This window comes from Pseudoalteromonas sp. 3J6, from assembly GCF_903995135.1.
Classification (GTDB): domain Bacteria; phylum Pseudomonadota; class Gammaproteobacteria; order Enterobacterales; family Alteromonadaceae; genus Pseudoalteromonas.
The window spans coordinates 702,801-717,234 of record NZ_LR877185.1 but is presented as its reverse complement, the minus strand read 5'-3'; the positions used below and the strand labels follow the sequence as shown (position 1 = coordinate 717,234).

The 14,434-nt window shown below is 41.2% G+C and carries 14 protein-coding genes and 2 tRNA genes; 12 read left to right on the top strand and 4 right to left on the bottom strand.

What is annotated here, in order from left to right; genetic code table 11:
• The first annotated feature begins 87 nt into the window (after positions 1-87).
• The 6 genes from P3J6_RS03325 to P3J6_RS03300 all read left to right on the top strand — a co-directional run bounded on the left by P3J6_RS03325 (position 88) and on the right by P3J6_RS03300 (position 4,808).
• A complete protein-coding gene (locus tag P3J6_RS03325) occupies positions 88-525 on the top strand; it encodes a MerR family transcriptional regulator (protein ID WP_198523773.1) in 438 nt (145 codons plus the stop codon).
• Positions 522-2,762, top strand: a complete 2,241-nt coding sequence (locus P3J6_RS03320; protein ID WP_198522224.1) for a heavy metal translocating P-type ATPase — start codon at positions 522-524, stop codon at positions 2,760-2,762. The genes P3J6_RS03325 and P3J6_RS03320 overlap by 4 nt, the downstream gene beginning before the upstream one ends.
• 426 nt (positions 2,763-3,188) lie before the next feature.
• Positions 3,189-3,404, top strand: coding sequence for a TIGR02450 family Trp-rich protein (locus P3J6_RS03315; protein WP_010391412.1), 216 nt, complete (start codon positions 3,189-3,191; stop codon positions 3,402-3,404).
• A 538-nt stretch (positions 3,405-3,942) separates the two neighbouring features.
• Positions 3,943-4,155 (top strand): EF-hand domain-containing protein, encoded by a 213-nt coding sequence (locus P3J6_RS03310; protein ID WP_010391413.1) that lies wholly within the window; start codon positions 3,943-3,945, stop codon positions 4,153-4,155.
• Between the two features lie 155 nt (positions 4,156-4,310).
• A complete protein-coding gene (locus P3J6_RS03305) occupies positions 4,311-4,523 on the top strand; it encodes a calmodulin (protein WP_010391414.1) in 213 nt (70 codons plus the stop codon).
• Between the two features lie 69 nt (positions 4,524-4,592).
• Positions 4,593-4,808, top strand: coding sequence for an EF-hand domain-containing protein (locus P3J6_RS03300; protein ID WP_010391416.1), 216 nt, complete (start codon positions 4,593-4,595; stop codon positions 4,806-4,808).
• Between the two features lie 66 nt (positions 4,809-4,874).
• On the opposite strand, the gene P3J6_RS03295 is transcribed toward P3J6_RS03300, so the two are convergent.
• The gene (locus P3J6_RS03295; RefSeq protein WP_198522223.1) at positions 4,875-6,485 is read right to left on the bottom strand and encodes a M28 family metallopeptidase; all 1,611 of its coding nucleotides are present in this window, start codon (positions 6,483-6,485) and stop codon (positions 4,875-4,877) included.
• A gap of 161 nt (positions 6,486-6,646) precedes the next feature.
• Here P3J6_RS03295 and P3J6_RS03290 point away from each other — a divergent pair, with 161 nt between their 5' ends.
• Positions 6,647-8,017: a Gfo/Idh/MocA family protein gene (locus P3J6_RS03290; protein ID WP_198522222.1), complete on the top strand. Its 1,371-nt coding sequence runs from the start codon at positions 6,647-6,649 to the stop codon at positions 8,015-8,017.
• A 69-nt stretch (positions 8,018-8,086) separates the two neighbouring features.
• On the opposite strand, the gene P3J6_RS03285 is transcribed toward P3J6_RS03290, so the two are convergent.
• Together P3J6_RS03285 and gloB are read right to left on the bottom strand one after the other, a co-directional pair.
• On the bottom strand, positions 8,087-9,664 hold the full coding sequence (locus tag P3J6_RS03285) for a LysM peptidoglycan-binding domain-containing protein (RefSeq protein ID WP_041709094.1): 1,578 nt from the start codon (positions 9,662-9,664) through the stop codon (positions 8,087-8,089).
• Between the two features lie 153 nt (positions 9,665-9,817).
• On the bottom strand, positions 9,818-10,591 hold the full coding sequence (gene gloB / locus P3J6_RS03280; RefSeq protein WP_198522221.1) for a hydroxyacylglutathione hydrolase: 774 nt from the start codon (positions 10,589-10,591) through the stop codon (positions 9,818-9,820).
• A 53-nt stretch (positions 10,592-10,644) separates the two neighbouring features.
• Between gloB and P3J6_RS03275 the strand changes: the two genes are divergently transcribed.
• Positions 10,645-11,406 carry a class I SAM-dependent methyltransferase gene (locus P3J6_RS03275; RefSeq protein WP_138606196.1) on the top strand — a complete coding sequence of 254 codons (762 nt, stop codon included), beginning with the start codon at positions 10,645-10,647 and terminating at the stop codon, positions 11,404-11,406.
• Between the two features lie 14 nt (positions 11,407-11,420).
• Here the strand turns inward: P3J6_RS03275 and rnhA are convergent, their stop codons facing one another.
• On the bottom strand, positions 11,421-11,885 hold the full coding sequence (gene rnhA / locus P3J6_RS03270; protein ID WP_198522220.1) for a ribonuclease HI: 465 nt from the start codon (positions 11,883-11,885) through the stop codon (positions 11,421-11,423).
• Between the two features lie 68 nt (positions 11,886-11,953).
• On the opposite strand from rnhA, the gene dnaQ reads away from it, so the two are divergent.
• The 4 genes from dnaQ (at position 11,954) to P3J6_RS03250 (ending at position 14,326) form a co-directional block, all read left to right on the top strand.
• A complete protein-coding gene (gene dnaQ / locus P3J6_RS03265; protein ID WP_008114597.1) occupies positions 11,954-12,667 on the top strand; it encodes a DNA polymerase III subunit epsilon in 714 nt (237 codons plus the stop codon).
• Positions 12,668-12,676: 9 nt separating this feature from the next.
• Positions 12,677-14,047 carry a TIGR03503 family protein gene (locus P3J6_RS03260; RefSeq protein WP_198522219.1) on the top strand — a complete coding sequence of 457 codons (1,371 nt, stop codon included), beginning with the start codon at positions 12,677-12,679 and terminating at the stop codon, positions 14,045-14,047.
• A 98-nt stretch (positions 14,048-14,145) separates the two neighbouring features.
• Positions 14,146-14,222 (top strand) — tRNA-Asp (locus P3J6_RS03255).
• A 27-nt stretch (positions 14,223-14,249) separates the two neighbouring features.
• Positions 14,250-14,326, top strand: a tRNA-Asp gene (locus P3J6_RS03250).
• Positions 14,327-14,434: the final 108 nt, after the last annotated feature.

Genomic DNA, 14,434 nt, shown 5'->3' with positions numbered 1-14,434 from the left:
CCAGCCATATACTTAATTAATTGTTGACCTATGTGTTACACATAGGTTTATTATGTTGTCATTACATAGCCAGCCAGAGGTTTAATGATGTACGTAAAGCAATTAGCCAATACTATGGGCGTGACCCAAGACACGGTTCGTCATTACACGCGAATAAAGCTGCTTAATCCTATTCGTGGTGAGCGCAATGGTTATCAAGAGTATACCGCAGCCGATCAGCAACGTTTAAAGTTTATTATTAGTGCGCGTCAACTCGGTTTCTCAATAAAAGATATTCAACAAATTATTGCACAGTCGGAGCAAGGGCAGTGCCCTTGTCCGCTCACACGACAATTAATAGCAAAGCGACTAGAGGAAACAGAGCTGCACTTTCAAGAAACACTTAAATTACGCACGCGAATGCAAGCAGCGGTTAAACAGTGGGATAAATCGCCTGATGGGGCTGTAAGTGCAGATATATGTAGCTTAATAGAGACCTTTGTTGATCCAATCTCTGAAGTTAAAAATACTAAGGAAGCGTTATGAGTAATCAATCCACCACGCAAAACTTTATAATTGAAGGCGCAAATTGTGGCAGTTGCGTGGCTAAAATAGAGAAAGCACTGAAAAATGTAAAGGGTGCGCAGCGCGTTGAAATGAACTTTGCCGATCGAACTGTGCAAGTAGAAGGTTCGGCTAAGGCTGGGGAGCTAATGCACGCTGTCGCTGATATTGGTTATCAAGCTAAACCTATGAACAGTGATTCTCAACAAGACGCCTTAGATGAAAAAGCCGAAGCTGATAACGCGCACTACAAAAAACTTATGCGCAATATGCTATTGGCATTGGGTTTGGGGGCGCCATTAATGCTTTATGGATTAATCTTTGATATGAGTGTCACTAGCAATGCCCAGCGTATTGGCTGGTTTATTGTTGGAATGATGACGTTGGTCGTAATGATTGTGTCGGGTAAGCAATTTTATACTGGCGCATGGCAGTCATTTAAAAATCATACAGCGAATATGGATACCTTGATTGCGCTTGGTACGGGAACAGCCTGGCTATATTCAATGGTGGTGGTGAGCATGCCAAGTCTATTACCAGAGGTGGCTAGACATGTTTATTTTGAAGCCTCAGCAATGATCATAGGCTTAATAAGTCTTGGCTTAGCCTTTGAAGTAAAGGCGCGAGGGCGTACCTCTGAGGCTATTAAACGCTTAATTGGTTTACAGCCTAAAACGGCACGGGTGATCCGAGATAACCAAGAGCAAGATGTAGCTATAAGCCAAGTTATTAAAGGTGACTTGATTCGTGTCCGCCCTGGAGAGAAAATTTCAGTCGATGGAGATGTTATTGAAGGCAGCAGTACACTAGATGAATCAATGCTCACTGGTGAACCGATGCCGGTTAATAAAGGTGAGGGTGACAAGGTTGTTGCTGGCAGTATTAATAAAAGTGGTACTTTGTTGTTTAAAGCAACCCATATAGGCAGCGAAACCACCTTAGCGAATATTATTAATATGGTTAAACGTGCACAAAACTCTAAACCCTCAATTGGACGCTTAGCTGATGTTATTTCAGGCATATTTGTACCCACAGTGATGATTATTGCAGTGCTAGCAGGCTTAGCATGGCTTAACTTTGGCCCACAGCCGAGTATTGCTTATGCGGTTGTTGCAATAACCACAGTTTTAATTATTGCTTGCCCGTGTGCACTTGGCTTAGCTACACCGATGTCAATTATGGTCGGCATAGGTAAAGCTGCTCAGTCGGGTATACTTATTCGTAACGGTGAAGCGCTACAAACAACAGCTAAAATCACCACCATGATCTTAGATAAAACAGGCACTATAACCGCTGGTAAGCCAACCGTGACCGATGTGGTTACGTTCAACCAAAGCGACAGTACCGAGGTGCTAAAGTTAGCAGCTAGTCTTGAAAGTAGTTCTGAGCATCCATTAGCCGAAGCCATTGTTAATTATGCTAAAAACCAAAATGTCACCCTTGAAAAAGTCAGTAATTTTAATGCTATCACTGGACAAGGTGTGATCGGTACCATTAATGAGCAAAGCCTATTGTTTGGCAATCAGGCACTGATGAAAAGCCACAATATAGATATTGCAGAGGCAATACCTCAAGCCGAGCAGCTTGCTAGCGCTGCTAAAACGCCGATGTACTTTGCTATTGGCAGTCAATTACATGCCATAATCGCAGTTGCTGACCCAATAAAAGAAGACTCAGCTGAGGCCATTAAACGCTTACAAAATAAAGGTATGCAGGTGGTTATGCTGACAGGCGATAACCAAGCGACCGCTAAAGCCGTTGCCAGCAAAGTCGGTATTACAGACTTTATAGCGCAAGTAATGCCAGATGATAAAGCCAGTGAAGTGACTAAACGTCAATCTCAAGGTGAAATTGTAGGCATGACTGGTGATGGTATAAATGATGCGCCAGCATTGGCACAAGCCGATGTTGGATTTGCCATTGGCACTGGCACAGATGTAGCTATTGAAAGTGCGGATATAACGCTGATGCGAGGCTCACTTCATGGTCTTGCAGATGCCATTGCAATTAGTGGCGCAACCATAACTAATATTAAACAAAATTTGTTTGGGGCGTTTATTTATAACATTGCGGGTATTCCGATTGCTGCAGGGCTGTTGTATCCGTTTTTTGGTTTACTACTAAACCCAGTCGTAGCTGGCGCGGCAATGGCTTTATCATCGCTTACTGTGGTCACTAACGCAAATCGGTTACGTTATTTTAAAGCGAGTAACTCGTAACCTTTATTTATAGGGGATTTAATTATGTTATTAATTAATTTATTAGGCGTTTTACTTATTGTCGCTATCATTTATTGGTTTTGGTTGTATGAGCCGAAGTAAACAGTTATAGCAATCAAATAGTTATTACTGTGGGTAACGGGGGGTATTATTATCCAGCGTATTTTAAGGTGGCAGCGAACAGGCCTCTGACCCTGAATCGACAAGACGGTTCTCCTTGCGCTAAAACAGTGATTTTCCCCCGCTTGAACTCGTGAAACGCCAAGTATAGGTGAAAATGCGGCTATTGAATTACTTTCGCTTGATGTTGGGGAATATGCTTTTCATTGCTAAATACAAATGTTTAAAGGGAAGTTTTTGGTTTTTTAATAAAACTAAACGTATCTCTGATGCGTATTATCAAGCAGAAAACATAAAAGGTGTAGTATGAATAAATTAAACCCTAAAAAACTGCTAAATAGTAAATGGACTGCCATCCCAGCTATTAATAAAGAAAAGCACTTTATTATTGTTGAGGTAGAATTTGATGAAGACGCTAATGTGATTGAATGTATCACTGAAGCGGTGATGTCAAAAAATCAATATCCTATTCAGTGGCGCGACTTAAAAGACGAACAAAGATGGCGCCAAGGCTGGAAGTGACCGCTTGTACTCATGCCCAAATAAGTGGGTATGAGTGATATCAAATTAGTATCCCGCACGAGATTCATTCCTTACTTTAAGTATTTATTCGCCATACGGCGACAAATCCTTGCTTTTTCTCTCCCCGTTAAAAAAATTAATTTATATTTTTCTACAAATCAATTTAAGTTGTTTATTTTCAATTTGTTATCTATTTAATTTAACCTGTTTAATTTCGCGTTGTTAATTTGTTCAGTGACGATTTATCTCTATAGCGACTCAGTTTTATTGTTTTATTTTGAATTGAAGATAGGTGTGTCTTTTTTAGATGATTTAAGTTGTTGAATTTTAATGGGTATTTTTTTAGTTAAAAGTAGCTGTTGCAAAAGAGCAACAAAATGTTGGGCATTTTTAAGTAAAAATCACATTTTTATTTTTAACTTATTGTTTATAAATAAAAAATTAAACATGGCATCGAAGTTGTAATACCTAAGCTGTATTTAGCAAAAAGTGATTAAGCTTAACGCTTAACCTTACAACCCAATGAAGGAATTACGTTATGACAACATTTAAATCAACACTGGTATTAATGGCACTTGCTTCTTCATCTGTGGCGTTTGCTGCAACAGATTTTGACACACTGGATGTGGATGGTAATGGCGCAATAAGCCAAGCTGAAGCATCAGTAGACGCTTCACTTATGAGTAAGTTTACAGAGCTTGATACGGATAAAAACGGCGAGCTTTCTAAAGCAGAATTTTCTAAGGCTTAAAAGGCCAATGCTCAACGCTATTACATATTCTGAGTTGCCAAAGACAACCTAAATAGGCAAGGGAGCCTATGAAAGAGAATAACTAGGATGTACGGTTGTAGCGTTGAGTTAATTAATTTATACCCAAACATTGCATACTTTGAAGGATTAATATTATGAAAAAATTACAGTCAACTCTTGTACTTATGGCACTTGCTTCTTCATCTGCAGTATTTGCCAGCACAGACTTTGAAACTCTTGATGTAGATGGTAGTGGCGCAATTAGCCAAGCTGAAGCATCGGTTGCGGCCGAACTTATGGAGCAGTTTGCAGAGCTGGACGTAGATGGCAATGGTGAACTTTCTAAAGACGAATTTTCAGCATACTAACTTTATAATTCCCTAAGGATCTTTGAAAAGGATTTCTTACCCACTTTTTTATTAAGCTAAGGATTTATTATGAAAACATTTACTAAAACGCTTGCTTTAATTGCACTTGCTTCGTCTTCTGCCGCTTTTGCTGCGGTTGACTTTGATTCTTTTGATTCTGATGGCGACGGCGTTATTAGCCAGTCTGAAGCACAAGCTAATTCACAATTAGCTAAATTATTTGATGACTTAGATACTGACGGGAATGGTGAATTATCTAAGCAAGAATTTGCTAAAGTTCAGTAACAAACATGCACAATCTTTAACGATACAGATAAAAGCAGCCGAGTAATTTCTCGGCTGCTTTTTTATTTACTTATCTTCTAAACGTTTGGCTTTAAAATCAGACTCGCTTGTCCACTTAGGCCAATCGGCATTATTGGCAAGTTGTCTGGCTATATCTATAACCAGCTCGATATCTTGTTTTGCACCAGCTAATGACCATGTATCTGAATAGTCGTCGGCTTCTTTATGGTATTTATGACTGATGTAGTCAGGGTCGGTATCACCTAAGCTCATAAACAGTAAACTTGGCACGCCTTGTTTAGCGAGTGAGAAATGATCTGATCTAAAAAACAATCCATTTTGTGGGCGAGGATCCATTTTTACCACGCGTCCTTGTGCTTTAGCCGCGCTTGCTAAGTAATGCTCCATTTCGGATAAGTTGCTACCGTATTGCAAAATATAATCGGTTTCATCGAGCACGTTCATACCATCGATATTTAATAATCCGACCATTTTTTTAGTGGCAATCATATTCCCATTGGCAAATTCTTCTGAGCCGATTAGACCTGTTTCTTCGGCAGTAAAGTTAGCAAACAGGATTGAGCGCTTAAACGGCTTTTGCTGATGCATTTTGCTCATAATGCGAGCAATTTCAAGCGTTGCTGCAGTGCCTGAAGCATTATCGACTGCGCCATTATAAATTTTAGGTCCACTGTCGGTTTGTTTAGTACCAAAATGGTCCCAATGGGCACTAATAATAACGTATTCGTCAGGGGTTTCACTGCCTGTAATTTGTGCAACCACATTATGTGATTTAGCGTGTGACACCTCATTTTTAAATGCAAGGTTCGCCTTTAAGTTCAATTCCTTGGCTTGAAATTGCTTACTTAATGCGTGTTGCTTTAATTGTTGATAACTTAAGTTTGCCGTTGCGAATACTTGTTCAGCCGCATTAAGTGTTAACCAGCCCATAATCGGCAGTTCAGATGCATTAAGGTTGTTGTCCATCAAGCTATACTTGGTGCCCGTGTTTGAGCTTTCAACCACGCCCCAAGGGTATGCGGCTGGAGCTGTTTCATGAACAATAAATACCGCTTTTGCACCTTGGCGCGCGGCTTCTTCATATTTATAAGTCCAGCGGCCATAGTAGGTCATGGCATTGCCTGTAAATAGTGTATCGTCTTGGGTGGCAAAGCCCGGATCGTTCACCAGCACAATAACGGTTTTATCGGTTACATCAACATTGGCATAGTCGTTCCAGTTATATTCTGGCGCGTTAATCCCATAACCAACAAATACAATATCGCTATTGCGGACATCAATAATCGGCTGTAACTGCTTTGTACGGGCGGTGAAGTCTTTACCTGCAATAAAGCTAAGCTTCCCCATAGTTAATTGCATGTTTTGATCTGCAGTTAGCATGGCCATTTTAACTGGCTGTAAATACTTCCCTTGATACGCGCCAGACAACCCCATTGCTTGGTATTGCTCACTTAAATAACCAACGGTTTTAACTTCACCTAAGGTAAGCGGGCCGCGTCCTTCAAAGTCATCTGACGCTAAGGTTTTAATATGCTGTTTAAGATTATTTAAACTAACGCCAGGGGTGTTTTCAAGAGATGAAGCTGGCGTTGTAGGCTCAGAGCAACCCGTTAGTGCAATAGCTAAAAAAAGTGCAGTGATTTTTATATAAGACATAACTACTTAAAATAATAATTTTTTTCGACTATAACCCCAAGTAACCGGTAAATGCGAATTTTTATCTCTTTTAACCTTATTTTTATGTCGCTTACCTCTTCACCTATTTACCCGTTCATCGCCTTTAGGTAAGTTAAAACAATAACAAAAGGGATAAAGCAATGAAGCAATTTAATCGTCGAGACTTTTTAAAAGCAGCCAGTGTTGCCGCAGCTGCAGGTGTAGTGAGTGGTTGTGCATCAAGTGGAAGTGCTAATGCAAGCGCACCAAAACAGCAAGGGCGCAGCGTTATTGGTTTAGTCGCGCCTAAAATGGATGTGGTTAGAGTGGGCTTTATTGGTGTGGGTCAGCGCGGTTATGGACATGTAAAGCGCATGAGCCATATTGAAGGTGCGCAAATAGTCGCTATTTGTGACACGCACACTGAGGTGCTAGAGCGAGCTGCCAATTATTTAGTTGATAAAGGGGTAGCTAAGCCGGTGTTATATACTGGCAGTGAGCGGGCCTATCAACAAATGCTTGAACGACAAGACATAGATATAGTCATTATTTCTACTCCTTGGGCATGGCATGCACCTATGGCTATCGATACTATGAACAGCGCAAAACATGCTTTTGTTGAAGTGCCCTTGGCACTGACTGTTGACGAAATGTGGCAAATTGTAGATACCGCCGAACGTACTCAAAAAAATTGCATGATGATGGAAAATGTGAATTACGGTCGCGACGAGTTAATGGTATTAAACATGGTGCGCCAAGGTGTATTTGGGGAGCTGTTACATGGCGAAGCGGCCTATATTCATGAGCTTCGTTGGCAAATGAAAGAGCTTGAGCACAAAACAGGCTCATGGCGAACGCAATGGCATGCAAAACGTGATGGTAACTTATACCCGACCCATGGATTAGGCCCTGTATCGCAATATATGAATATAAACCGTGGCGATAGGTTTGATTTTTTAACCTCAATGAGCTCACCTTCGCTGGGTAGAAGTGCCTATGCACAACGTGAATTTGCAGCGGATCATTCCCGAAATCAGCTTAATTATATTGCCGGTGATATGAACACGACACTGATTAAAACTCTCAAGGGGCGCAGTATTATGGTACAGCACGATACAACAACCCCTCGGCCATACTCTCGACATAATTTAATCCAAGGGACGAATGGGGTGTTTGCCGGTTTCCCTAATCGTATTGCGCTTGAAAATGGCGGATCAACAAGCTTTCATGAGTGGGATTATGATATGAGCGCATGGTATGAGCAGTACGACCATCCCCTATGGATTAAAATGGGTGAAGAAGCACAGCGCAATGGCGGCCACGGGGGCATGGACTTTTTAATGTTTTGGCGAATGATTTATTGCCTAAGAAATGGCGAACCGCTGGATCAGGACGTTTACGATGGCGCAGCATGGTCGGTTATTTCACCGTTATCAGCCCTGTCTGTGAGTGAGCGTAGCCGCTCAATCGATATTCCCGATTTTACTCGCGGTGCATGGCAAACAGCACAGCCTTTAGGCATTGTAGGCTAAGGTTTATAGCAGGCATAAAAAAAGAGCGCATGCGCTCTTTTTTTATTTAACAGTTTTTTACAATAAGGATCAGCTACTTCTTACATCTACTTTTAATTTAAGCTTTTGTCCTGGCTGTAAGTATTTTTGTCCGGCAAGGTTATTCCATTTAATAATATCGCTCACTGTTAAATTAAACTTAGACGCTATACGCGCTAAAGAATCGCCTCGGCGCACTTTGTAGGTAATAGTACGATTAGTATTACTCGTTGACTTTTTAGGCTGGCTAGCTGACTTATAAACTACCAATTTTTGATTTAAACGCAGTACTGCATTTTTTTTCAGCTTATTCCACTTAGCTAATTCACTCATAGTTACATCGTATTCGCGGCTAATATCCCATAGGGTATCGCCACTTTTTACCGTATGAGAAAGTTTAGTGCGTAAACTTTTATTAGCGGCCGCACGTACTTGCTGAGGCAAATGTTCACTGTTAATTTTACCATCAGTGAGTGGTACTAAAATTTGTTGACCCACACGAATTACGTTTGAGTTAAGCTTATTTAATGACTTAATTGCGCTGATACTAGTGGTAAATTTATCTGCAATCACCGACAAGCTATCGCCACGTTTGACCTTATATTGCTGCCAACGAAGACGGTTTTTAATCGCTGTAGCGGTAAGCTTTTCAGTGAATTGTTCTACTTTATCGGTAGGAAGTAATAAAAAGTGTGGGCCATCAGGATCGGTTGCCCAGCGGTTAAATCCTGGATTTAATCGATATAGTTCGGTAAGGGTCATATCGGCCATATCCGCAGCCAGTGCTAAATCTATTTGTGACTCAATATTAACCACTTCAACTACTTGTGCGTTAATTATTGGCTTCCACGACACTTTAAACTCATCTGCACGTTTTAATAAATCAGCTAAAGCTAATAATTTAGGCACGTAGGCGGTGGTTTCACGAGGTAAATCTAGTGACCAAAAGTCGGTAGGCAAATGCTTTTTACGATTCTTTTTTATCGCACGCAGCAAGCGGCCTTCACCTGAGTTATAGGCGGCAATTGCGTTCAGCCAATCACCTTCAAGGGTTTTGTGTAAGTACGAGAGATAATCAAGTGCAGCGCGAGTAGACTGCACAATATCGCGACGACCGTCATACCACCAGTTTTGTTTTAAATCGAAACGCTCGCCGGTTGCGGGCATAAACTGCCAAATACCCGATGCAGTACGGTGCGAATAGCCATAAGGGTCGAACGCACTTTCTACAATGGGTAAAAGTGCAATTTCGATGGGCATTTCACGCTTTTCAATTTCTTCAACAATAAAATGTAAATACGGCTCAGCACGTTTAGAAATGCGATCTAGGTATGCCTGATGACGTGCATAATAATTACGCTCAGCGACCACTGGGCGATTTTGTGGAATATCAATAGATAATTGGTAACGAATACGCTCCCAAACATCGTCAAACACAGGAGCTTCTTCTTCAATATCATTTACTTGTTGATATTGCGCATTAATCATTAATGCAGTGCTAATATCATTTGGGCTGGCGCCTTCAAGTTGGTTTTGAACTTGATTTTGTGAATCTGTGTCTAATGTTGTCAATGTTTGACAACCGCTTAGCGTCATCGCTAAAACCAATAAAAGAGGAGATTTATTCATAAATACCAATACATAGGGTAAAAAACTCGGCGAATACTACTCATTATGAGCCAACATTGCCACTTGTCATCGTTAAAAATCCAAACAAATATAATTAGAAAGTGTTAACTTATTGTTATTTAAAATGAACAGTTAATTATTTTTGTTACTGGCTTAAAAATTATCTTTGAACATCCTCAGACTAGCAAAGTTTTCCCAAGGTTCATTGTTTTTTGTAACTAAACAATACTCTTTTGGTAATGACTTTGTAATATCGGGCAAATTACTACGCATAAAAGGGTTAACTTTAAGCTCTTGGCCTATGGTGCTTGGCAAGCTTATTTCATCATTTTTTCGCAATTCATCTACTTTCTGGCTGTAAGCGAGTAATTCGGGGTTTCGTGGCTCAACCGCTTTTGCAAAGGCCAAGTTTGCCTGGGTGTATTCGTGGGTGCAATATACTTTGCAATCACTTGGCAGTACTCGCAACTTATTAAATGAATGCCACATTTGCTCAGGGCTACCTTCAAATAAGCGCCCACAACCACCACTAAATAAGGTGTCGCCAGTAAAGGCCAGTGCATCATTAATATAACAAATATGGTCTAGGGTGTGCCCAGGGGTGGCTATAATTTCAAATGGAATGTTTAAAACGCTAATTGTGTCACCTTCATTTAAAGGCGTTGTTATTCCCTCAAATGGGCTATTACTAGGGCCATAAACTGCAATGTTTGGGTACTGCTTTACTAATTGAGCTACGCCATCGGTATGATCATAATGATGATGGGTAATTAAAATACCGCCAAGGGTTAAGTTATGCTGTGCTAAATGCTCTAAAACTGGTGCTGATTGCCCAGGATCAACCACCCACGCTTGGTTATTCTGTTCGGTGGTTAAGCACCAAATGTAGTTATCAGAAAAGGCTTTAATTGCTTTGACTTGCACCATGTATCGTTGCTCTATAAAGTGGTATTTAATTAATATTATAACGAGCTTATATAATGAAACCAGCCCTTAGTTTTCAAGAAGGTCCTAAACCGTTGTCATGGCAGCAGTTTCCGCATGGTGATTATTTACGTTGTGATATAGAACGCAAATTGTCGCCGTGGTTACCGCGTATGTTTGGCTATCATATGCTTAAATTAGGTAATTTAAGTGCTGAGCTAGATACAAGCAAAAGCTCCATTAAGCATCAAGTATGCGTTGCAGAGCCTGGCCCATACACGGGGGTGGTTGCCGATATAGACGAACTGCCTTTTTATGAGCACTCTATAGATGCTTGCATTATGAGCCATTGTTTAGAATATCACTCAGATCCACATCATATTTTACGTGAGGCTCATCGAACCCTTATTCCAGGCGGTTATATCGCCATTACGGGTTTTAATCCGTTTAGCTTTTGTGGGTTAGCGCAGTTACTGCCGTTTAGCCGTCAAAAATTACCGTGGACAGGGCGCTTTTTTACTCCTGCACGGGTAAAAGATTGGCTAAATTTACTTGGATTTGAAATTGTGGCCGATGAGCGCTTTATTTATTCGTCGTTGGCACGCGGTAATCGCTTATCGCGGTTCGCATTTTGGCGCAGCTTTACCAAGCAATATTTAAAACCTATGGGGAGTGTGTATATGCTGGTGGCACGAAAGCGTGTTGCGCCACTTACGCCAATAAAACCTAAGTGGCATGCTCGCCCACAATTTGCCCCAATAAAAGGGGTAGGGCTTAGGCAAACCTCAAAACAGCATTATCAACAAAATAAAAAATAGCATGATGTAGAGGGTTACGGTTGGTAACCTTCATCATCGAGTAAATTGTTGCTGCTGGCTGCATCACGAGCAAGGTCGTCAACAATTTCGTTATATTTGTGGCCACTGTGGCCTTTTACCCATTTCCAGGTAACGTCGTGCTCGGCACAGGCTTTGTCGAGACGTTTCCATAAATCGACATTTTTAACCGGTTTTTTAGCAGAGGTTTGCCAACCGCGTTTTTTCCAATTGGTGATCCAAGACTCAATACCCTGCTTAACATATTGGCTATCGGTAGTCAGGGTTACAGGGCAGGCACGATTAAGAGATTCTAGCGCCACAATAGCTGCCAGCATTTCCATACGGTTGTTGGTTGTAAGCTTATAACCTTGGCTTAATTTTTTTTCATGGGCTTCATAAATCATAAAAATACCATAACCACCGGGGCCTGGATTACCTAAACACGAACCATCGGTGTAAATCTCTACGGTTTTTTGCACTGTTTTACCTTGATATTATGTACAATAAAGTGATTATAGAAAGATACCAGAGTCAGGCTTAATTCGATATGGCACGCAGACAAATAGTTTTAGATACAGAAACCACCGGCATCGACCCTAAACAAGGGCATCGTATCATTGAGATCGGCTGTGTGGAGCTTATGAATCGCCGGTTAACCGGCAATAATTTTCACGTTTACATTAATCCGCAGCGCAGCATTGAAGAAGAAGCAATCGATGTTCATGGTATTACTAATGAATTTTTACGCGACAAACCGCTTTATCGTGACATTGCCCAAGAGTTTTTTGACTATATTAAAGGGGCTGAGTTAGTTATTCATAATGCGCCGTTCGATATTGGCCATATGGATAATGAATTTGCGTTATTAAACCAAGGCTATCAAAACACCCATAGTTTTTGTGGCGTGCTTGATACCCTTAAAATGGCGCGTGACTTGCATCCAGGACAAAAGAACAACCTTGATGCACTTTGTCGCCGCTATGATGTTGATAACACTAAGCGTACATTACACGGCGCCTTACTGGATTCTGAAATTTTAGCCGATGTTTACCTGGCAATGACTGGTGGACAAGTAAAGCTAAACCTAAATCAAAACAAAGATGACTCAAGTGAAGATCAAAAAGGCGGTATTAGACGCCTAAGTAGCGACAGGGCGCCTTTGGTAGTTATAGCAGCAAGCGATGCAGAGCAAAGCGCACATCAAACGCGTTTAGACATTGTACAAAAGGAGGGCGGCCATTGTTTATGGCGCGCTGAATAGGGCATTATTATGAAAACGCTATTAGTAGTTTCACTGCTTTTAATCGCCGTGTGTTTCCACCCCGATGCACACAGCGTAAAGCAAGTTGAAGAGTTAAAAGGCAGCGGTAAACAAAATGAAATCCCGTTACTGGATAACCGTTTTCGTGTTGATGACAAAATTGATGAAATAAAATTAATATTTTTTAGACGCCCAGGATCGCCTGCCGTAATTTTAGTAAGACCCGATGGCGCTAAATATTTCGCTACCAATGCGGTGAGAAACACCAGTCTTGATTGGTACGACGAATTAAATTACGACTTAGTGGTTATTCGCAATCCCATGCCTGGGCCGTGGCAAGTTATTGGCCAAATAATGCCAGAAAGCCGCATTGTTGTTATTGGTGAGCTATCGCTAAAAGTAGACCCACTGCCTAAAATTCTGTTTCAGGGTGAAACTGTAAAGGTAACTGGTGAGATTTTAAATGATGGCGAGCCGATTCGCGCCAACTTATTTAAAGACGCGGTATCGCTTAATGTAAGCTTTGTGAGCACCAATAATGAAAACTTTGAAAACTTTGGTGCAGGCATACAACAAGTAACTGAATTCAAAGATGATGGCTACGGGTTCGATGAAAGCGCTAAAGACGGTGTCTTTACCGGTGAGTTTACCTTAAATTTCACACCTGGCGAGTGGCGCCCTGAGCTTTATATTACCACTGATGTATTAGAGAGGCGGGTGGTTCAAGAACCTATTGTTGTGCATGAGCCGCCTTTTAGCTTCACCTCCATTGAAGCAACTGAGGAGGGGGAAGATCACCGTATTACCATCAATATTGATGATAAGCTTTTAAAACCTGAAACGGTGATCATGCAAGGTAAAATTTATTACCCCAATGGCGAAGAGCAGGTATTTTACTTAGATAGCAACAGCACCACAGCAAGAGAGCTGGCTTTACAAGATTATGGTTGGGGACGCTACAATATTGAAATCTCTGTTTTTGGCTCAACAATCAATGACCGAGAGTTTATGGCTACATTGCCAACCTATTTATTTGAAATAGAAAGACCGATTGAAGTGATTCCAGAAATTCCAGTTGCCAGTGTTAGCGAACCAGAAATTATTCCTGTGCCAGTTGTAAAACCAAAAGTAATGGCCACGGGATTAATGGTTAGTTTAATTGTTGGTGGAAATTTGGCCATTTTATTTATAGGTTGGTTATGTATTCGTGTTTTTGTGCAGAACAAACCATTAAAACTTAAATTGAATTTAGCTTTTTTAAATAAAAAGAAAGCTGTTGAGTCAAAAAAAGCTGAACAGCAAAAATCAGATGAACCAGAAAGTAGCTCAAAAAATGATAAATCAGGTGGAATTTTAAACCTTTCGATGTCAGATGACTAAAAAACCTGTAAAAAAACAAAAAAGCCCTTGACGAAGCAGGGGCTGGTTCGTATTATTCACGCCGCTGTCAGGGGAGACTCAGACAGAAACGAAAATGCGGAGTGGTAGTTCAGTTGGTTAGAATACCGGCCTGTCACGCCGGGGGTCGCGGGTTCGAGTCCCGTCCACTCCGCCAATTTTCGACAATTTGTAAGTATGCGCTGGAGTGGTAGTTCAGTTGGTTAGAATACCGGCCTGTCACGCCGGGGGTCGCGGGTTCGAGTCCCGTCCACTCCGCCAACACTTACACAACATATGGTTGTAAAACATATTCTTATTATGGAGTGGTAGTTCAGTTGGTTAGAATACCGGCCTGTCACGCCGGGGGTCGCGGGTTCGAGTCCCGTC